At 72.0% G+C, this 19,596-nt stretch carries 17 protein-coding genes; 11 read left to right on the forward strand and 6 right to left on the reverse strand.

Translation table 11 applies throughout. The features are described 5' to 3' along the window. Positions 1-64 precede the first annotated feature (64 nt). The gene (locus tag OG912_RS27110; protein ID WP_327711633.1) at positions 65-1,027 is read right to left on the reverse strand and encodes a right-handed parallel beta-helix repeat-containing protein; all 963 of its coding nucleotides are present in this window, start codon (positions 1,025-1,027) and stop codon (positions 65-67) included. A 336-nt stretch (positions 1,028-1,363) separates the two neighbouring features. On the opposite strand from OG912_RS27110, the gene OG912_RS27115 reads away from it, so the two are divergent. The 4 genes from OG912_RS27115 (at position 1,364) to OG912_RS27130 (ending at position 5,010) form a co-directional block, all read left to right on the forward strand. Further along, on the forward strand, positions 1,364-2,887 hold the full coding sequence (locus OG912_RS27115) for a flavin monoamine oxidase family protein (protein ID WP_326740559.1): 1,524 nt from the start codon (positions 1,364-1,366) through the stop codon (positions 2,885-2,887). An 82-nt stretch (positions 2,888-2,969) separates the two neighbouring features. Then, positions 2,970-3,908, forward strand: a complete 939-nt coding sequence (locus OG912_RS27120; RefSeq protein WP_326735607.1) for a PAC2 family protein — start codon at positions 2,970-2,972, stop codon at positions 3,906-3,908. A gap of 63 nt (positions 3,909-3,971) precedes the next feature. After that, on the forward strand, positions 3,972-4,574 hold the full coding sequence (gene coaE, locus OG912_RS27125) for a dephospho-CoA kinase (protein WP_327711634.1): 603 nt from the start codon (positions 3,972-3,974) through the stop codon (positions 4,572-4,574). Between the two features lie 67 nt (positions 4,575-4,641). Continuing rightward, positions 4,642-5,010 (forward strand): tetratricopeptide repeat protein, encoded by a 369-nt coding sequence (locus OG912_RS27130; protein WP_326735605.1) that lies wholly within the window; start codon positions 4,642-4,644, stop codon positions 5,008-5,010. Between the two features lie 75 nt (positions 5,011-5,085). On the opposite strand, the gene OG912_RS27135 is transcribed toward OG912_RS27130, so the two are convergent. Then, positions 5,086-5,388, reverse strand: a complete 303-nt coding sequence (locus tag OG912_RS27135; RefSeq protein WP_327711635.1) for a DUF6343 family protein — start codon at positions 5,386-5,388, stop codon at positions 5,086-5,088. A gap of 55 nt (positions 5,389-5,443) precedes the next feature. Between OG912_RS27135 and OG912_RS27140 the strand changes: the two genes are divergently transcribed. After that, positions 5,444-6,562 carry an ADP-ribosylglycohydrolase family protein gene (locus OG912_RS27140; protein ID WP_327711636.1) on the forward strand — a complete coding sequence of 373 codons (1,119 nt, stop codon included), beginning with the start codon at positions 5,444-5,446 and terminating at the stop codon, positions 6,560-6,562. A gap of 13 nt (positions 6,563-6,575) precedes the next feature. Here OG912_RS27140 and OG912_RS27145 read toward each other — a convergent pair whose 3' ends face one another. From OG912_RS27145 to OG912_RS27155, 3 genes are read right to left on the reverse strand one after another with little or no spacing between them, the layout of a single operon-like run. Next, positions 6,576-7,652: a tyrosine-protein phosphatase gene (locus OG912_RS27145; RefSeq protein WP_327711637.1), complete on the reverse strand. Its 1,077-nt coding sequence runs from the start codon at positions 7,650-7,652 to the stop codon at positions 6,576-6,578. Positions 7,653-7,698: 46 nt separating this feature from the next. Next, positions 7,699-9,690 carry a hypothetical protein gene (locus tag OG912_RS27150; protein WP_327711638.1) on the reverse strand — a complete coding sequence of 664 codons (1,992 nt, stop codon included), beginning with the start codon at positions 9,688-9,690 and terminating at the stop codon, positions 7,699-7,701. A gap of 2 nt (positions 9,691-9,692) precedes the next feature. Further along, a complete protein-coding gene (locus tag OG912_RS27155) occupies positions 9,693-10,520 on the reverse strand; it encodes an SGNH/GDSL hydrolase family protein (protein ID WP_442806605.1) in 828 nt (275 codons plus the stop codon). A gap of 227 nt (positions 10,521-10,747) precedes the next feature. Here OG912_RS27155 and OG912_RS27160 point away from each other — a divergent pair, with 227 nt between their 5' ends. From OG912_RS27160 to OG912_RS27170, 3 genes are all read left to right on the forward strand, one after another. Beyond that, complete coding sequence (locus tag OG912_RS27160; protein ID WP_327713557.1) at positions 10,748-11,989, forward strand: PucR family transcriptional regulator; 1,242 nt, start codon at positions 10,748-10,750, stop codon at positions 11,987-11,989. A gap of 40 nt (positions 11,990-12,029) precedes the next feature. Continuing rightward, a complete protein-coding gene (locus tag OG912_RS27165) occupies positions 12,030-12,725 on the forward strand; it encodes a class I SAM-dependent methyltransferase (protein WP_327711640.1) in 696 nt (231 codons plus the stop codon). 110 nt (positions 12,726-12,835) lie between these two features. Continuing rightward, entirely contained in the window at positions 12,836-13,285 is a 450-nt protein-coding gene (locus OG912_RS27170) for a DoxX family protein (protein ID WP_327711641.1), read from the forward strand. Between the two features lie 99 nt (positions 13,286-13,384). On the opposite strand, the gene OG912_RS27175 is transcribed toward OG912_RS27170, so the two are convergent. Next, complete coding sequence (locus tag OG912_RS27175; protein WP_327711642.1) at positions 13,385-13,732, reverse strand: hypothetical protein; 348 nt, start codon at positions 13,730-13,732, stop codon at positions 13,385-13,387. Between the two features lie 254 nt (positions 13,733-13,986). Between OG912_RS27175 and OG912_RS27180 the strand changes: the two genes are divergently transcribed. The 3 genes from OG912_RS27180 to OG912_RS27190 all read left to right on the forward strand — a co-directional run bounded on the left by OG912_RS27180 (position 13,987) and on the right by OG912_RS27190 (position 19,587). Beyond that, positions 13,987-15,066, forward strand: coding sequence for a slipin family protein (locus tag OG912_RS27180; RefSeq protein ID WP_327711643.1), 1,080 nt, complete (start codon positions 13,987-13,989; stop codon positions 15,064-15,066). A 259-nt stretch (positions 15,067-15,325) separates the two neighbouring features. Next, the gene (locus tag OG912_RS27185; RefSeq protein WP_327711644.1) at positions 15,326-18,289 is read left to right on the forward strand and encodes a DEAD/DEAH box helicase; all 2,964 of its coding nucleotides are present in this window, start codon (positions 15,326-15,328) and stop codon (positions 18,287-18,289) included. Continuing rightward, the gene (locus tag OG912_RS27190) at positions 18,286-19,587 is read left to right on the forward strand and encodes an SWIM zinc finger family protein (protein ID WP_327711645.1); all 1,302 of its coding nucleotides are present in this window, start codon (positions 18,286-18,288) and stop codon (positions 19,585-19,587) included. The genes OG912_RS27185 and OG912_RS27190 overlap by 4 nt, the downstream gene beginning before the upstream one ends. The last annotated feature ends 9 nt before the right edge of the window (positions 19,588-19,596 follow it).

Raw genomic sequence — 19,596 nt, forward strand, 5'->3', positions numbered from 1 at the left:
AGTGGATGAAAGTGAGGCCCGCTCCCTTCGGGGAGCGGGCCTCACTCGTTTCCGCGGCGGGCCGTTACGGGGTGACGGTGATGTTGGTCAGGCCGTTGCCGCCGGTCACCGTGTTGCTTGCATGGACGGTGGTGGGGCAGCTCGCACCGAAGTTGGTGACGTTCACCGCGATCCGCTTGTCGCCCGTCGAGCCGGACAGGTCCGAGGCGTTGTCCTTGAAGACGGTCCCGCAGCCCCAGCCGCTCTGCTGGGTGTGGGTCTCGTAGCCGTTGTTGGTCGTACGGGAGCCGTGGTTGCCCTCGACCAGGACGTCGTTGCCCTTCACGTCGACCCAGGAGTCGTCGTAGTTGGCGCCGGTCAGCCCGCTGCCGTCGAAGGTGTTCCCGACGATGCGCGCACCGGTGGTGCCCTCCTTGATGTCGACGTTCTCGCCGCCGACGTCCGGCCCGATCGTGTTGTCCAGGATCTGTACCCGGTCGCTCCGGTCGGAGAGATCGCCCGCCGTGCCGACGTAGACGCCCTCGCCCATGCCGCGGCCGTCGTGCCCGGTGTCGTAGATCCGGGAGTTCCGGATGACGCCGTCGCTGCTGGACTTACGGAAGTGGACGCCCTCCATGTCGAGGTCGTGCACGGTCACCGAGTCGATCACGACTCCGTCGGCGCCGTCGGCCATGATGCCCTTCTGGCCGCCCGTGACGGTGATGCCCTTCACCGTCCAGTACGAGGCGCCGTTGAGATGCAGCCCGTAGCCGCCGCCGGCCGTGAGGACCGCCCCCGCCGAGCCCGTCAGGGTGATGCGCGCGGAAGCCGTGCCGGGGACGAGGGCCTTGAAGTTGCCGGTGTACGTGCCGTCCGCGAGGTGGATCGTGTCGCCGGGGGCGGCCGCCGTGAGCGCGGACTTGAGCTGGGCGGCAGTGCTCACCTCGATGACCGTCGCGGCGCCGGCCGTGGTGGCGGAGGCGAAGGTGAGGGCGCCGGTGGTGACGGCGGTGGCCAGCAGGGCGGGGAACAGCGTGCGGGTGCGCATGGGGGTGCCTTCCCGTGAAGGGTTCAGGACGTTCTCGTACATGAATGTGGGGCGAGTGTCTGAACTTGCTGCCCAGTGACGGTAGGGACGCGATGCGGCCATGTCAAGGTCTGGACCATTGTTCGCCGGTGCCGTGAACGGCGTGAACACAGGGAAACGTGCGGGATACACGAGTAACTGACGGCCCGTAACACACCCTTGCCAGGATCCCGGCAACATCAAGATCCGAAGGGGAGCCGGGACATGACTCACGCTTCGCACCACTCGCCCGCGACACCGGGCGCGAGCCGCCGCACCTTTCTCCGCAACGTCGGGCTCTCCGGCGGGGCGGGCGCGATGTTCGCCACCATGGGAGCACTCGGCCTCGCCCCCACCGCCCAGGCCGCAAACCGCGAACCGGCCTTCCGTGCGCCCAGCAGCGGAGACTTCAACCTGAAGGGCAGGGCGGCAGCCAAGGTCGTCGTCGTGGGCGGCGGCATCGCCGGCCTCGCCACCGCCTACGAACTCGGCAAGGCGGGCTACGACTGTACGGTCCTGGAGGCCCGCAGCCGTACGGGCGGCCGCAACTTCACCGTACGCGGCGGGGATTCCACCACGGACATCCACGGCGTCAAGCAGACGGCACGGTTCTCCGACGGGCAGTACATGAACGCCGGACCTGGCCGGATTCCGCAGTGGATGGTCACCCTCGACTACTGCCGCGAACTCGGCGTTCCCATCGAGATGTTCACCAACGTGAACGCCAACGCCTATATCTACAACGAGAAATCGGGCATGAAGGCCCCGGTGCGCTACCGCACCGCCAAGGCCGATGTGTACGGCTACGTGGCCGAGCTCCTCTCCAAGGCCACCGACAAGGGCGCACTCGACCGGCAGATCACCGCCGACGACCAGGAGCGGCTGCTCGACTTCCTCAAGGACTTCGGCGACATCGGCGACACCCTCGACTACACCGGCAGCCCCCGGCGCGGATACCGCGTCGACCCGGCGGCCGCCGGGACCCCCGGCGAGGAGCTCGGGGCCGTCCCCTCCGCATCTGAGGTCTTCGCCAGCGGCGTCGGGCGCTACTTCGCCTTCGAGTTCGAGTACGACCAGGCGATGCTGATGTTCCAGCCGGTCGGCGGCATGGACCGGATACCCGCCGCGCTCACCCGGGCGATAGGCGAACGCAGGATCCGCACCGGCGCGGCCGTCACCGAGATCACCGACACCGCCCACGGCGTCACCGTCACCTACACCCGGGCCGGGCGCACCCACAGCATCGAGGCGGACTACTGCGTCGCAGCCCTGCCGCCCAATATCCTCGCCAAGACCGCCCACAACCTCGGCCCGGCCGTCCAGACCGCCCTGGAGGCCTGCAAGCCGTCCTCGGCCGGAAAGATCGGGCTGGAGTACCGCAGCCGCTGGTGGGAGAGCGACCACCAGATCTACGGCGGCATCACGGAGACGGACATGGACCTGTCCCACATCTGGTACCCGTCCTACGGCCACCAGGGCCGGCGCGGCACCATCATCGGGTACTACAACACCGGCTCCAACGCCGACGCGTACGCCGCACTCACCCCACGCGATCGGGAAGCGCGGGCCCTCGCGCAGGGCGTGAAGATCCATGGAGAGAAGTACCGTTCGGAACTCGCCACTTCGTTCTCCCACCACTGGCGTCAGACCCCGTACCTGGAAGCCTCCTGGCACTCCCTGTCCGGCGGCCCCGACGCCCCGGTCTTCGCGCCCCTCAACCGGGCCGCGGGGCGGGTCTACTTCGCCGGCGACTACCTGAGCTACGCCGACGCCTGGCAGCACGGAGCGTTCACCTCCGCCCGGAAGGCGGTCACGGCACTGCATACCCGGGTACTTGGGTAAACAGCATGTGAAGGGGCGCGGGCGGGAATGCCCGTGCCCCCCGGGACGTTCTTCTTCAGGAACACAAGGAGGAGCGGTAACCGTGCTTGATCCGCAGAGTTTGTACGAATGGGAGCCGAAGGGCCTGGCTGTCGTCGACATGGCGCTCGCCCAGGAGTCGGCCGGCCTGGTCATGCTCTACCACTTCGAGGGTTACATCGACGCGGGAGAGACCGGTGAGCAGATCGTCGACGGGCTGCTCGAATCGCTGCCGCACCAGGTCGTGGCCCGTTTCGACCACGACCGCCTCGTCGACTACCGCGCACGGCGCCCGCTGCTGACGTTCAAGCGTGACCGCTGGTCGGCGTACGAGACCCCGACACTGGACGTCCGGGTGGTCCAGGACGCCACCGGTGCGCCCTTCCTGCTGCTGTCCGGGCCCGAGCCCGACGTGGAGTGGGAGCGGTTCGCCGCCGCCGTCGAGCAGATCGTCGAGCGGCTCGGTGTCCGCCTCGCCGTCACCTTCCACGGCATCCCGATGGGTGTTCCGCACACCCGCCCGGTCGGCGTCACCCCGCACGGCAACCGCACCGACCTCATGCCGGGGCACCGCAGCCCGTTCGACGAGGCGCAGGTGCCCGGCTCCGCCGCAGCCCTCGTCGAGTACCGGCTGATGGAGGCCGGACACGACGTCCTCGGTGTCGCCGCCCATGTGCCGCACTACGTCGCCCGCTCCGCCTACCCCGACGCCGCACTCACCGCGCTGGAGTCGATCACTGCGGCGACCGGGCTGGTCCTGCCGACCGTCGCCCACTCGCTGCGCACCGAGGCGCATCGCACCCAGACGGAGATCGACCGCCAGATCGACCAGGGCGACGAGGAACTCGTCTCGCTGGTCGAGGGCCTTGAGCACCAGTACGACGCGATCGCCGGCTCCGAGACCCGCGGCAATCTGGTCGCCGAACCCGTTGACCTGCCGTCCGCGGACGAGATCGGCCTGGAATTCGAGAAGTTCCTGGCCGAGCGCGAGGGCGACGGCTGACCGGGCCGCTTTCGGCAGGGCCGGGCGGTGCCCCGCGGCAGGCGTGCCACTAGGCTGCCGCCCATGCTGAAAGTGGGCCTGACCGGTGGTATCGGCGCCGGCAAGAGCGAAGTGTCCCGGATGCTCGCCGGCTACGGAGCCGTCCTCATCGATGCCGACCGGATCGCCCGCGAGGTCGTCGAGCCCGGCACCGCCGGGCTCGCCGCCGTCGTCGAGGCGTTCGGCACCGGCATCCTCACCTCGGAGGGGACGCTGGACCGGCCGAAGCTCGGCTCCATCGTCTTCGCCGACAGCGAGCGCCTCGCCGCCCTCAACGCGATCGTCCACCCGCTGGTCGGCGCCCGTTCCGCCGAGCTGGAGCGCGCCGCAGGCCCCGATTCCGTCGTCGTCCACGATGTCCCCCTCCTCACGGAGAACGGCCTCGCCCCCCTCTACGACCTGGTCGTCGTGGTCGACGCGGCGCCGGAGACCCAGCTCGACCGGCTCGTCAAGCTGCGCGGGATGACGGAGCAGGAGGCGCGCGCCAGGATGGCCGCGCAGGCCACCCGGGAACAGCGGCGTGCGGTGGCCGACCTGATCATCGACAACGACGGACCGATCGAAGCCCTGGAACCGCAGGTCCGAGCGGTCTGGGCGGAGCTGACCCGGCGGGCCGCGGCCGGCTGATCCCGGGCCGGAACACCGGCTGCCGGGCAGGCGTTCACCTGACGGTGGACGAAGGAAGGATGCGACTGTGCCCGAGAGGAACCCCGAAACACACGTCATCGACTTCCGCGCGGCCGAGCAGCTGCTGGCCGCACGAGACCCCCGGGGTGCGGTGCAGCTCCTCGACTCGGTGATCGCCTCCCACCCGGAGAACACCGCCGCCCGGCTGCTGCGCGCCAGGGCCTTCTTCGCGGCGGCCCAACTGCGCCCTGCCGAGCTGGAGTTCGAGCTCGTGCTGGAGCGGGAGCCGGACAACGCGTTCGCGCACTTCGCGCTCGCCCGCACCTTCGAGCGCTCCGGCTCTCCGGAGCGGGCCACGCGCCACTTCCGGCTGGCGGCTGCGCTCGACCCGAACCCGGAGTACCTGAAGGCGGCCCGCTTCGACCCGGAGAGCTGAGCGGCTCCCGCGCTCAGTACCCGTACCGGCCTTGTCCCACGCGCTCAGTGCCCGTACCGTCCTCGTCCCCCGCGCTCAGTGCCCGTACCGTCCTCGTCCCCCGCGATCCGGTGCGTACGGCGGGACGGCGCGGCCCGGCTGGTAGTGCGGTCCCTGGTGCAGATGGTGGACGATCACGGTCAGATCGACCAGGACCAGCACGAGGAGCACCCCGCAGGCCGCCGCCCACCCCGGCCGGCCGGTCAGCGTGAAGGCCGTCAGGCCGAAGACGGCCCAGGCCAGGCCCCATAGACTCAGCCAGAGCCGCATCCGCAGCGGACTGCGGGCAGTCGTGGGTTCATTCCCGGTACGCATGGCGATCGCCTCTCCTACCAGCATGGACCCGCGACGGTGCGCGTGCGGCGATCCGACGGGAAAGAGTGGGGGCGGGGCCGTGAACGGCACAGCATGGAGGGACGTCGCAGTCCGCAGGGCCAGGGTCCGCGGGTGTCTGCTGGGCGGGGCGATCGGGGACGCCCTGGGCAACCCGGTGGAGTTCCTGTCCCTCGCCGGCATCCGCCGGGCGCACGGGGAGCAGGGCGTCCAGGGGCTCACCGCCGACGAGGACGGGGTCGTCGGACGCGTCACCGACGACACCCAGATGACGCTCTTCACGGCCGAGGGCCTGATCAGGGCGCACTCCCGGGCCATGTCCAGGGGGATCGGCGGCGCCGGGACGGCGGTCGTCAGGCACGCCTACCTGCGCTGGCTGGACACCCAGAACCATCCCGCGCCGCCGGCCCGAGGAGGGGACGACCTCGTCCGGACCGGATGGCTCAGGCAGCAGCCCTGGCTGTACGCACGCCGGGCCCCCGGAAACGCCTGCCTGACCGGTCTCGCGGCTCGGCACACCCCCGACCCGCGGGGCCCGGTCGGTGAGCCGGGCCCCGTCAACACCGATTCCAAGGGCTGCGGCACGGTCATGCGCTCCGCACCCTTCGGGCTGACCGGCGAGGACGCGGCCGAGAGCTTCGCGCTCGCCGCCCGGTGCGCGAAGATCACCCACGGCCATCCCACCGGCGCCTTTGCCGCAGGGGCGTTCGCGGCGATCGTCGCCCATCTGCTGGAGGGCGACTCCCTGCCGGGGTCCGTCCTGCGGGCCATGGACCTTCTCGCCCGCCACCCCGGGCACGAGGAGACGACCGCCGCCCTGCGCGGCGCCGTCGAGCTGGCCGCGCAGGGCGCGCCGAGCGCCGAGAAGGTGGAGTCGCTCGGCGCGGGCTGGGTGGCAGAGGAGGCCCTGGCCATCGCCGTGTACTGCGCCCTGGTCCTGCCGGAGGCCGGCCAGGTCGGCGAGTCGCTGCTCCTCTCGGTCAACCACTCGGGAGACAGCGACTCCACCGGCGCGGTCTGCGGCAATCTGCTCGGCGCCCGCCACGGCGACGCACACCTCCCGCCCGAGTGGCTGGTACTGACCGAGGGGCGGGCCGTGATCGCCGAGGTGGCCGACGATCTGTCCCTGGAGTTCGAGCACGCGGTCGAGTGGCCTGAGGGCCGCTACCCGGGGTGCTGACCGGGCGGGCGGGTCAGCCGGTCAGCAGCTTGGCCCGCAGCGTCTCCACGGTTGCCGCGTCGAGCTTCAGCCCCTCTCGTACGTACGTGTCGAAGTCGCCGTAGATGTGGTCCACCTCGGCGAACGCCGCGCGCAGCCAGCTCAGTTCGACGGCCTTCGGATCGCCGGTGTACTGGTTGCTGGCGAGGAAGTCCGCCTCGACGGTGGCCCGCGGGACGCCGAGCAGGGTGAGCAGGACGGCGGTACCCCAGCCGGTGCGGTCCTTGCCGGCGCTGCAGTGGAAGACCGTGGCGCCCGAGGTGTTCGTGGCGACCGCGGTGACCAGGTCACGGAACGCGTAGTCGGCGCCGACGAAGTTGACCATGAACGGGTAGCCGATGGACTGGCCGAGGTCGGACGAGCCGGAGAAGAGTCCGGCCGCGATGGCCTCGGCCAGCGTCATCAGGGCCGAGTCGTGGAAACGGATGCCGTGGCTGAGCGAGACGACGTCGGCGACCTTGTACGCGACGCCCGCGGGCAGCCGGTCCGGGTCGTCGTTGCGCTCCTGGACGTTGCGCAGGTCCACGTCCAGGGTGAGGCGCTGGGAGACCAGGCGTTGCTGCTCGGCGTCGGTGAGACTGCTCAGCTTGTTGGAGCGGTAGACCAGGCCGGAGCGGACCCAGCGCCCGTCCGTGGTGCGGTAGCCGCCGATGTCGCGGAAATTGCGGGCGGAGGCCAGTCCGAGGGAGCGGTCGGCGACGACGAGGGGGGTGCCGCCGTCCGGGACCAGCCGGAAGTACCAGCGGCCGGCCTCCGGGAGCGTCCCGGCGGGGACGGTCAGTGAGCCGGTGCCCGGGGCCGTGCCGAGCGCGATCCCGGTGGTGGCGTCGGGCGAGGTGACGGCGGTGACGGTCACCGATGCGGCAGGTGAGGCCCAGGAGAGGGTGTGGCTGCCGTCGGCCGCGCGCACGGCCCCGGCGGAGGTGAACGGGACCGCGGCCTGCGCGGTGGCCGTGGCGGCGGGGGGTGCGGCGAGTGCGGACGGGGCCAGTGCCGTACCGGCGAGGAGGGCGGCCGCGACGGCGGCTCCGGCTATGCGGTGCGTACGCATGATGCTCCTTGTCTGTTCCCCGTCTGTTCCCAGCGGGGAGGGGGCGTCAGGAGGTGGGGGTTGTCGTGCACGGAGTGGTGCCGCAGACATTGATGACACGGCCGGTGGTCAGGAAGGTGGCCTTCTGCTGACGTGCGGCGGGCGAGTTGCGGGGATCCTCGTGCGGGTCGTGGCCGTACTCGGGCCCGGCGGGCGGGGTGTTGGTGAGCGGAGGTGTGGGGGTGCCGCTGTCCCAGACGGTCATGGCGGAGCCCCGGTAGGGCAGTTGACCGGAGCCGATGCGGCCGATGCCCCAGTACGGGACGGTGTCCGGGCTCCGTCCGGTGGCGAGGGCGGGAGACAGCAGGCGGGCACCGATCGTGCGCGCCTCCACATCGGCCGCCGCGTTCGCGACCTGGTGGTCCCCGTAGGCGATGTGGAGCAGCACCTGGTGGTGGTCGGTGAGGTGGTTCGCGTACGCGTTCGTCTCGCCCCGGTCCCACACCATCTGGAGCAGCTGGAGGACGAGCTGCTGGCGCAGTTTGTCCGGGTAGGCCACGTCCAGGACCTGCTGGAACGGTGCGAAGTCGGCGCTGCGGTTGAGGAGCAGCCCGTAGTTCATGGCGGTGACGCCCAGGACCCCGCGCCGGATGTCGGGCGAGGCGGCGACCAGGGCGCCGCCGAGGATGCCGCCCTGGCTGTTTCCGTCGTACGCCAGGCCGTGCCGGGTGTCGACGAGGGGGCGGCCGTCGGCGGTGCGGAACGCGGCGTCGCTGCCCAGGCCCTGGGAGTGGATCAGGGCGCGGCCGAGGAACAGGGCGTTCAGCATGCCCTGCTCGCTGCGTTCGGGGACGGCCGGGAAGAGGTTCGGGTCGGCGAGTGCAGCCAGGACGACGGGGATGTCCTCCTTGGCCATGCCGGCCCAGTCCGTCGCGCAGAACGTGAAGTTGTGCTCGGCGGCCATGTCCTTGACGTTGCCCGCGCCGACCTCGGAGCGGGAGCCCAGCAGCCCGTGTCCGTAGAGGGAGGGGTGGGAGGGGGTGCGGAACGCGGAGCGGGGGATCTCGCAGCGGAACGTGGCGAGCTGGGTGTTGAGGGGGAGCCGGCGCGGTACGCCGTCGCGGTCGCGGTTCAGGACGGAGCCGGGCGGGCCGCCCGGCAGGCTGAGATAGCTGGGTACGGTGATCCGGCCGGTGACCTCGCGAGCGATCCGGTCGTCCTGGCCGGCGGTGAAGTCGGTGACGCCGGTGACGGCGAAGTGGGGCGAGCGGTTGCCGAGGCGGCGCAGCGCGTCGTCGCGGATGGTGAAGAGGTCGCCGGTCAGGCTGCGGGTCGAGGCGACGGTGAAGTCCCATGCCAGATTGAGCCCTTGAGTGCTGACCCCGGCCCTGCGCAGGGCCTTGAGGGCGGGGCGGAGCCGGTCCTGGCGGGCGCGCAGCGGGTCGTGGGCGGGGAGCCGCTTGCCGGCGACGGCGGCGAACGCGGCGCCCGCCGGGATGGTACGGCCCGCGGTGTTCCTGAGGTGGCGCAGGGCCACGGCGTAGTGGTGGCCGTCGTGGAAGTTGCGGGCGGGGTGGATGAGCAGCGCTTGGCGTGCGGGATCGGAGGCGTTGGCGTCGAGTTCGGCCCAGTACGGCCACCGTTCACCGGTGGTGGTGTCCAGGAGTACGACCGGGGCGTCCCGGTCGAGGGAGCGGCCGATGTCGGTGAGCGGGGCCGCCCCGGTCGCCGCCAGGTCCAGGCCCGGCACCTGGGCGATCAGGGCGGAGCCGGGGGAGAAGCCGTCGGCCCGGTTCCAGGCGGCCGGGTCGATGGGCAGACCGGTCACGGGGCGGGGCAGCACGGCGGAGCCGAGGTCCACCCGGCGGCCCGTGTCGGTGTCCGGGTCCGGCCGGGTGTACCAGTCGTTGGGGAACGGCAGCAGGCACTCGGCGGATGCCAGCGGATCGCAGCCCCGCTCCGTCGGGTGGTCCGCCGGAGCGGCGTGGGCGGGCGGGGCGAGGAGAGCGGCCGCTCCGAGCGCCGCCGCGAGCAGTCCGTTGAGGAGCCGCTGCCGCACGGTCAGCTCCCCTGGAGGTGGGCGCCGATGATGCGGGCGTAGGCCGCCTCACCCTGCTGGTTGGGGTGCAGCGGGGCGGCCGCCGCCGTCGGTACGTACCCTTCGAGCCACCTGTTCGACGGCGCCTGGCAGGAGTCGTGGCCCTTGCTGGGGGCGGCGACGTCGACGTACTCGGCGCCGTGGGCGGCGCTCTGTTCGGCGATCACCGTGTTCATCCGGTCGACGCTGCCCTGGAGGAAGTCGGCGTCCACCGGGAGTACGGGCTGGATCGGCCAGCAGCCGCCCGGCTTGATGTAGAGGCCGTAACCCGTGACGATCACGCGGGCCTGCGGCGAACGCTGGTGGATTCCGTCCAGGACGGCTGCCAGCCGGGGTGCGAACTCCGCGATGCGCTGTGCCACCTGGTCCACCCCGCCCTCGGTCAGCTTGTCCTTGCACGGGGTGGCGGTCGGGTCGAGCGTCATGCAGTCCTGCGCGATGCCGACCAGACCGGCGTCGTTCCCGCCGATCGTCAGGGTCACCAGGTCGGTGTCCGCGCGCAGGGCGTCGAACTGGGGCGGCGCCGAGCCCATCGGGATGTCGAGCAGGGAGAGCGACTGCTTCTCCGTCATGTGCTTGGACTTGGCCCCGCTGCAGGTGACGTCGCGCAGTGAGGCGCCGATGCTCGCGGCCAGCTCGTGTGCGTAGTTGTGCGTGGAACGGCCGCAGGCCACCGGGCCCGTGATGTCCGGGATGAGGGGGCCGGACGCCATCGAGTCACCGAGTGCGACGTACGACGTGGTGTCGTCGCCCGCTGCCGAGGCGCCGGAGGCGCCCGTTCCGACGGCCATCGCGGCCAGGGCGAGCGTGGCCACGGCCGTTCTGACGGTACGACAGAGTGTGCTGCTGGTCGATGAGTTCACGGCAACCTCCGGTGTGGGGAGAGGTGGGGGCATGGCGGGTGTCGCCGGTCATCATGCAGACTCGAACGCCGTCGTTTAACTGGTGGGTAACGCAGACTTCCGCGGGGGCTTTTGTGACGCATGACAAAGAGCGTGTCCCGGTGACGGGCGGACGCATGGACCGGAGTGCCGATGCGCAGCGGCCGCTGCGCATCGGCGGCCGCCCGGTGGCGGCCCAGTTGCGGGCCCGTGCCCCCGCTCTGACCTCCCGCGTCGTCGCCCGGCTGCTCAGAGATCTGCCGGTCTACGCGGAACTGCCGCACGAGGAGATCGCGGGCGACATCGCGGACATCGTGCAGCACAATCTGCGGCTCTTCGCCGATGTCGTCGAACACCGCAGACCCGCCACCGACACCGAACTGGCCCAGCAGCGTGACTCGGCGGCCCAGCGGGCCGAGGAGGGCGTGCCGCTGGACGCCATCCTCACCGCGTACCAGGTGGGCATCGGGATGTGCTGGGAGGAGACCGCGCAGGACGCCGGACCCGGAGACCTGCCGACCGTACTGGAGATCATGAACCGCATCATGGTGCTCCAGCAGCAGCTGACCTCCGCGGTGAGCGGGGCCTATCTGGAGGCCCGGCAGATCCTGGACAGCCAGGAACACGGCGGCCGGCACGCCCTGATGGCGGCCCTGCTGACGGGTGAGGACCTGGAGCGTTTCGCCCGGCGCACCGGACTGCGCCCGGCCGCCCGGTATCTGACGATGACGCTCGCACTCGGCCCGCACGACGACGAGGTGGCTCAGGTGCCGGGCCCCGGTACGGGAGTGGCGGCCCGCCGCAAGATCCGCCGGATCCGCACGGCCCTGGACCGGTTCGCCGGTACGCCCGCGCTGACCGCTCTCGACGAGACCGGCGGCACGGTCCTGTTGCCCGTCGCCGAGACGCCGCCGTGGAGCGGGCCGGGCGGTCTGTGCGACCTGGTCGCCGAAGCCACCCGGGCCGCGGGGGTCCCGGTCGTCGCGGCGGCGGAGACGACGGAACCGGGGGCGGTGCCGGCCGCCGTGGCCCGTAACGCCGAGATCGTCGCCCTTGTCGCCCGCACCGGACGGCCCGCCGGTCTGTACCGGCTGGCCGACGTCCTGCTGGAGTACCAGCTGAGCAGACCGAGCGAGGCCCTGAACGGGCTGGCGCGGCTGCTCCTTCCCCTGGAGGCGAAACCGGAGCTGCTGCACACGCTGGAGACGTACCTCGCGCACGGTCTGGACCGCAGGGCAGCGGCGGCCGCGCTGCACGTACACCCGAACACCGTCGACTACCGCATCCGCCGCATCGGCCGGCTGACCGGCCTTTCCCCGGCCCGTCCCACCGACCTCCAGCACCTCAGCGCGGCGCTGGTCGCGCGCCGTTCGGTGTGAGGGCGGGAACGGCGGACGCCGACCGTTCGTTCGGCGGGACATGAGCGAACGAGTAGTACGGGAAGGCTATTCGGGGACGGGGCCCGGTGCGATCACACCGGACGGCTGCGCGGTCGAGCTGTACACGCGACTGGCCGTCAGCGATGAACCGGACGTGATCGCCGCTGCCGTTCCTGCCGGGTCGAGCATTCTGGAACTGGGCAGCGGGGCAGGCCGGGTGACGCACCCCCTGGTCGGCCGCGGCTTCGACGTCACGGCGGTGGACGAGTCGGCGCAGATGCTGGAGCAGGTGCGTGGCGCGCGCACCGTGTGCAGCCCCATCGAGTCGCTGGACCTCGGTGACGAGACCTTCGACGTGGTCATGCTGGCCTCGTTCCTGGTGCACTCGGGGGACCACCGGGTGCGCGAGGGGCTGCTGCGGACCTGCCGCAGATACGTGCGCGACGGCGGAGTGGTCCTCATCCAGCGCGAGGGCGAGGACTACCACGTCGATCTGCCGCGCGAGCGCGTCCATCCGGCCGGGTACACGGTCCGGATCGTCTCCTCGGATCCGGTCGGCGACGGGGTGGACTCGGTGCTCTGCGAGTACGAGTTCCCGGATGCGCGCTGGACCCAGACCTTCCTCTCGCGGCCGCTGTCGAAGGAGCGGTTCGAGGGTTTTCTGGACGAGGCCGGGCTGCGGGTGGACCGATACCTCACCGAGGACGGGATCTGGGTGCGCGCCGTGCCCAAGTAGTTCCGCAGCGAGGGGAATCGGTGGCCGGCGGAGCGATGAGTTACGGGCCGAGGCGCGGTCTGACCTGGTGTGAGCGCGACACTGCGCACCGCTTCCCCGAGGAGACCACCATGTCCGAGATCACGACGGCCGCAGCCACATCCGCCGCTCCCGCATCCCCCTCTGCCGCCGCAGGCCGCCGTGGCCGGGGTGCCGTCGCGCTGAGCGTGGCGCGGTATGTCCTCGCCCTGTTCCTGGGCTTCAGCGGAATCGCCAAGCTGATCGCCCATGAGTCCGCCATCGAGTCGTTCGACCGGATGGGCTGGAGCCACGGCGCGATGTACGCCATCGGAGGGCTGGAGACGGCCGGGGCGATCGCGTTGCTGATCCCGGTCCTTGCCGGGGTGGCGGCCATCGCCTTCTGCGGGCTGCTGGCAGGGGCGTCGGTCGTCCAGCTGACGCTCCTCGACCCGCCGAACGCGGTGATGCCCGCGGCGCTCATCGCGGTGATGGTCCTGATCGCCCGGGACCGCCGGGGCGGAACGGCGGCACTGATCGCGAAGGTCCGCCGCAGTGCGTGAGGCCGACGCGTGAGACCGAAGCCGGTGCGGACATGCACCGGGTGCGCGACCCGTCGGGGCCGCGACCCGGTGCATGTCCGCACCGGCGTCCCGGGTGGATCAGTGAACGGTGGTGAAGCTGCGCCAGGGCCGTGAACTGGGCGCCCGCACGTCCGAGAGCGTGGTCGCGAGATACGTCGTTCCCGGGCCGGTGCAGTCCCGCGTGCGGTACAGGATGATGTCGATCAGGGTCTCGTTGACCACTTCCTTGGCTCCCGCGGGGGCGAGCCGGTGGCATCCCTTCACCGAGGGACTGTTCACCATGATCACGGCGTCCCGTTCGGTCGTGTAGATGACCGGACCGACGGCGGTCCGGCCGAGGCCCGAACAGCCTGCGACGGTGAGGGTCAGGAGCGCGGTCCCGGCGGCGATGCCGAGACGGCGGCGTCGGTGGTCGATCACGGGCATGGGCGGGTCCTCGTCTGTCTCGTCCGGCTCATCCGTACGCACTCCGTCACGCCACCCCGTACGCCACGGAGGGACGTGCTGACGCTGGTCACCCTGCCCGCTCACAGCGGGCACGGCATCCGGGAAGCGGCCGGGCGGGGGACGGGAGGGCGGGCCGAGGTTCGCTCGCTGTCCAAAGGGGGCATAACGTGGTAATAGCGCTGATTGCGGCGTGAGGTAGATGTTCCGGTTCTTCCGGATGGCAGGGGGCCGTCATGGTCCAGGAGCTCTTGATCGCAGCGGTTGCGGCGGTATCGGCAGGTGCCGTGTACACAGCAGCGGCCGCCCGGGTCGTCAAGCAGTACGAACGGGGCGTGGTGCTCAGGCTCGGCCGGCTCCGCAACGACGTGCGCAGGCCCGGATTCACCATGGTGCTGCCCGGAGTCGAGCGGTTGCGCAAGGTCAACATGCAGATCGTGACCATGCCTGTGCCGGCACAGGACGGGATCACCCGGGACAACGTCACGGTGCGCGTGGACGCGGTCATCTACTTCAAGGTGGTCGACGCGGCGAGCGCGGTCGTCGAGGTGGAGGACTACCGGTTCGCCGTCTCGCAGATGGCACAGACGTCGTTGCGTTCGATCATCGGCAAGAGCGATCTGGACGATCTGCTCTCCAACAGGGAGAAGCTCAACCAGGGTCTGGAGCTGATGATCGACAGCCCCGCGGTCGGGTGGGGTGTGCAGATCGACCGGGTCGAGATCAAGGACGTCTCGCTGCCGGAGACGATGAAACGCTCCATGGCCCGCCAGGCAGAGGCAGACCGTGAGCGCCGGGCCCGGGTCATCAACGCGGACGCGGAACTCCAGGCGTCCAAGAAACTGGCCGAGGCGGCATCGGAGATGTCCGCCCAGCCTGCCGCGTTGCAGCTGAGGCTGTTGCAGACCGTGGTGGCGGTGGCGGCGGAGAAGAACTCCACCCTGGTGCTGCCGTTCCCGGTGGAGCTGCTCCGCTTCCTGGAACGGGCCCAGCAGCCGACGCCGCAGCAGGCCGTCCAGCAACCGCAACCGCCGCAGACCGTCCCGCTGGCGCCACAGCAGGCCGGGCAGCCGCAGACCGTCCAGCCGGCGCCACAGCCCGTGGACGGTGCAGCACCGGACGAGCACCCCGGCGACCGTGCTGCGAACCCGCCGAGTGGTTCGGCGGAGCCCGCACCCCCGTCGGCCGGGCCGTCCGCGTCGCCCTCTGCCGCCCCGCCGGCGTCGCACCCCGGACGCCTGCGCCCCGCCACGCCGACGGCCTCGGCTTCCGGGAGGCCGCGCCCCACGGGATCGAAGCCGCTCGCCAGTCACTGACCCACCCACCCGTCAGGCACCGATCCGACCACTCGCCACCGCACCGACCCGGCCGCCTGCAAGGCGCTGTGCCGGTCACGCTCCGGCCGCTGCCCGCCCCGTACGAGTTGCGGGAACGGCGGCGGTCGGCCCGACTGTCAGACCCCCCGCCTAGACTCGCGAGTCAGAGGGTTCCCGTGCCGGCCACGTTTGACCAGGCACGGAGAGCCGAGGACACAAAGGCTCATGAGCGGGCCGTCGACGGGAAGGGGAGGGGCCGGTGGGTATCGCACCGCCACCGCAGGACGCTGCCGTCGGCCGCCTGCTGCGCTGTGCCGCGGTCTTCCTGCCCGCTGCGCTCCCGCGCGAGGGGCGTATCGCGTTCTGGGACCCGGAAGGGCACCCGCTGCCCGACCCGGGCGATCTCCGGGGACCCGGTGCCGCGGTCCCGGCGGGCACTGCCGGACCTGCCGGACCTGCCGAGGCGGACGGATCGGGCATCCGGACCTCCGAGATCACGGTCGTCCGGCGCCATGGCGAGCAGGGGGACGTCCGCCCGAGCACCGTGCCCGCTCTACTGCTTCCCGTGACCGACGCCGTGCCCCTGCTGGCCCGTGCCCGCAACCAGCGGTCCGCCCACCCCGCCACCCGCTGCTGGGGTGCCGCCACGCTGCACGCGCTGCACCTGGTGTCCCGCGGCCGGATGCTTCCCGGACTGACCGCCGACGACCACGACGCCTGGCGGGCCGGACCGCGTGACGCCGAGGACATCGCCCACCTGCGAGCCGTCGCCGCGGCCATGCCCGCCGAGGGATACGCGATCCCCTTCCCGGACCGTACACCCCTCCAGGTCCCCGACCCCGAGCCGCTCATCGGCTCCTTCCTCGACGCGGTGGCCGACACCCTGCCCCGGACCCCCGCGGCCGCCTTCGCCATGGGGGCACCGTTCGCGGCCCGGGAAGCCAGGCACCTGCCCGGCGCCCGGGAGTGGGCGGTGGAGGTCGCGGCCGGACTGGACGCGGGCGTACGGGTGTCGCTGCGCCTGGACCTGTCCGCGTACGAGCTCTTCGACACGACCGGCGCCGACGACAGTGCCGACGGCGGCGCGACCGACGGCAGGACACCGCCCGCCGCACGGCATGCCGGCGCCGCCGTCACCCAGGTCCACAGCCTCGCCGACCCCACCTACGTCGTGGACGCGGCCGCCCTGTGGAACGGCACGGCGGGCGAGCCCTTCGGCCCACGCGCCCGGATCGACGCCGTGCTCGCCCTGCGCCGCGCCGCCCGCGTCTGGGCCCCGCTGGAACGACTGCTGGACCAGCCCGTCCCCGACGTACTGGCCCTCACCGAGGACGAGTTGCAGGAACTGCTGGGCGCCGGCGGGGCACGGCTCTCGGCCGCCGGGGTGAGCGTGCACTGGCCGAGGGAGCTGGCCCGCTCCCTCACCGCCGCGGCGGTCGTGCGGCCCGCACCCGGCTCGGCCACCGACGGCACCTCCTTCTTCGACGCCGAACAGCTCTTCAGCTTCAACTGGCAGCTCTCGCTGGGGGACCAGAAGCTGACCGAGGCCGAGATGGACGTGCTCGCGGAGGCACACCGGCCCGTGGTGCGGCTGCGCGACCAGTGGGTCGTCGTCGACCCCGCCCTCGTACGCAAGGCACGCAAGCGGGAGCTGGGTCTGCTCGACCCCGTGGACGCACTCGCCGTCGCCCTGACCGGCAGCGCCGAGGTGGACGGCGAGCAGGTCGAGGCCGTTCCGGTCGGAGCACTGGCCGCGCTGCGCGCCCGCATCGTCGAGGACGACACCCTCATCGCACCGCCGCCCGGTCTCGACGCGACCCTGCGCGACTACCAGCTGCGCGGCCTGGCCTGGCTGGACCGGATGACGTCGCTGGGCCTCGGCGGCTGCCTCGCCGACGACATGGGCCTCGGCAAGACCATCACCCTCATCGCCCTCCATCTGCACCGCGCCCACCCCGCGCCCACCCTGGTCATCTGCCCCGCCTCCCTGCTGGGCAACTGGCACCGGGAGATCAACCGCTTCGCCCCAGGCGTCCCCGTCCGGCGGTTCCACGGCACCGACCGCACCCTTACCGACCCCGACAGCGGCTTCGTCCTCACCACATACGGCACGATGCGCTCCAGCGCAGCCGAACTGGCCGCCCACAGCTGGGGACTCGTCGTCGCCGACGAGGCACAACACGTGAAGAACCCGCACTCCTCCACCGCGAAGGCCCTGCGCACCATCCCGTCCCCGGCCCGGGTCGCCCTGACCGGCACCCCCGTCGAGAACAACCTCTCCGAGCTCTGGGCGCTGCTCGACTGGACCACTCCCGGACTCCTCGGCCCCCTCAAGGCGTTCCGGGCCCGCCACGCCCGCATCGTGGAGAACACCGGAACCGCTGCCGGTATCGCCAACGACGAAGCGGTGGAGCGGCTCTCCCGGCTGGTCCGGCCCTTCCTGCTGCGCCGCAAGAAGTCGGACCCCGGCATCGCCCCCGAGCTGCCGCCCAAGACGGAGACCGACCACCCCGTCTTCCTCACCCGCGAACAGGCCACGCTCTACGAGGCCACCGTGCGCGAGACCATGGCGTACATCGAGGCCTCGGAGGGCATCGCCCGGCGCGGCCTGATCATGAAACTGCTGGCCTCGCTCAAGCAGATCTGCAACCACCCCGCGCAGTATCTGAAGGAAGAACCGACCCGCCTCGCCGGCCGGTCCGGGAAGCTCGCCCTGCTCGACGAACTCCTCGACACGATCCTCGCCGAGGACGGTTCCGTACTCATCTTCACCCAGTACGTGACGATGGCCCGGCTGCTCTCCGCCCATCTCACCTCGCGCGCGATCCCCTCCCAGCTCCTGCACGGCGGCACGCCGGTGCCCGAGCGGGAACGGATGGTGGACCGCTTCCAGTCCGGCGAGGTGCCGGTCTTCCTGCTCTCCCTCAAGGCCGCCGGCACCGGGCTGAACCTCACCAGGGCCGCCCACGTCATCCACTACGACCGGTGGTGGAACCCGGCCGTCGAGGAGCAGGCCACCGACCGCGCCTACCGCATCGGGCAGACCCAGCCGGTCCAGGTGCACCGGCTGATCGCCGAGGGCACCGTCGAGGACCGGATCGGCGAGATGCTCCTGGCCAAGCGGGCGCTGGCCGACGCCGTGCTCGGCACCGGGGAGAGTGCGCTGACCGAGCTCAGCGACCGCGACCTGGCCGACCTCGTTTCCCTGCGGAGGCCGTCATGAGCCCCCGGCCCTCCTCCTCCGGCGCGCGGCCCGTCGCCCGGTCCCGGCCCGGCCCCGACGACTTGCGGCGGACCTTCGAGGCCGTGCCCGCACGCACCTCCGGCGACGGCGAACCGTTCGCGGACAGCTGGTGGGGCCGGGCCTGGGTGGCGGCCCTGGAGTCCCTGTCGATGGACGCGCCGAGGCTCGACCGCGGACGCGCGTACGCGGACAGCGGGAACGTCGCCGCGATCACCGTCACCCCCGGGCAGGTCGTCGCCTATGTGCACGGCAGCCGCCCCCGGCCCTACCGCGCCGAGCTCCGGCTGCGCACGCTCACCGACCCCGACTGGGACACCTTCCTCGACGCGGTCGCCGCCCGCCCCGGCCACCTCGCCGCGCTGCTCGCCAAGGAGGTGCCGCACTCCCTCGCCGACACGGCAGCCGCCGCCGGCATCACCCTGCTCCCCGCGGCGGACGATCTCGACCCCGGCTGTTCCTGCCCCGACCGCGGCTGGCCGTGCAAGCACGTGGCGGCGCTCTGCTATCAGATGGGCCGCCTCCTGGACGCCGACCCGTTCGTCCTCCTGCTGCTGCGCGGCCGGGGCGAGCGCGAGCTCCTGGAGGACCTGGGCCGCCGCAACGCCGCACACTCCGCACGGGAGCGGCCCGCGGCGCCCGCCGCCCCGTCCGTACCCGCGCGGGAGGCGCTCGCCGACCGCTTCCTGCCGCCGCTGCCCGCCCCGTTCCCGGTGGAGCCGCATCCGGGCCAGCCGCCCTCGTACCCGGAATTTTCCGGCGCCAGGGACCCGCTCGCCCTCGACCAGCTCGCCACCGACGCGGCGGCCCGCGCCCACGCACTGCTCACCACCGGCCTCGACCCGATCGCCGGCCTCACCGCCTGGCAGGACGCGGTCCGACTGGCAGCCGCCCGCCCCACGGCCGGACTCACCGCCACCACCCGCGCTCTCTACCGCGAACTGGCATCCGCCACCGGCCGCAACACCACCGACCTGGCCCGGGCCGTGGCCGCGTGGCGTCAGGGCGGAGCCGAGGGACTGGCCGTCCTGGAGACACCGTGGGACCCCCCGGCAGGCCCCTTCGACCGAGCCCGCCCGGCACTCGCGGCGGCGGGCTTCCCGCGCTTCCAGCCGTGGCGCAACCACCTCACCCACCCCGGCGGCACGCTCCAGCTCCGCTTCGGCCACGACGGCCGCTGGTACGGCTACGAGTCCGACCCCGGCGAGGACGAGTGGTGGCCCAGGGCCGCACCGGACTCCGACCCGGTAGGGGCGCTCCTGGAGCTCAGCGGCAGCTGACCCCGCCGG

This window comes from Streptomyces sp. NBC_00464 (genome assembly GCF_036013915.1).
Lineage (GTDB): Bacteria > Actinomycetota > Actinomycetes > Streptomycetales > Streptomycetaceae > Streptomyces.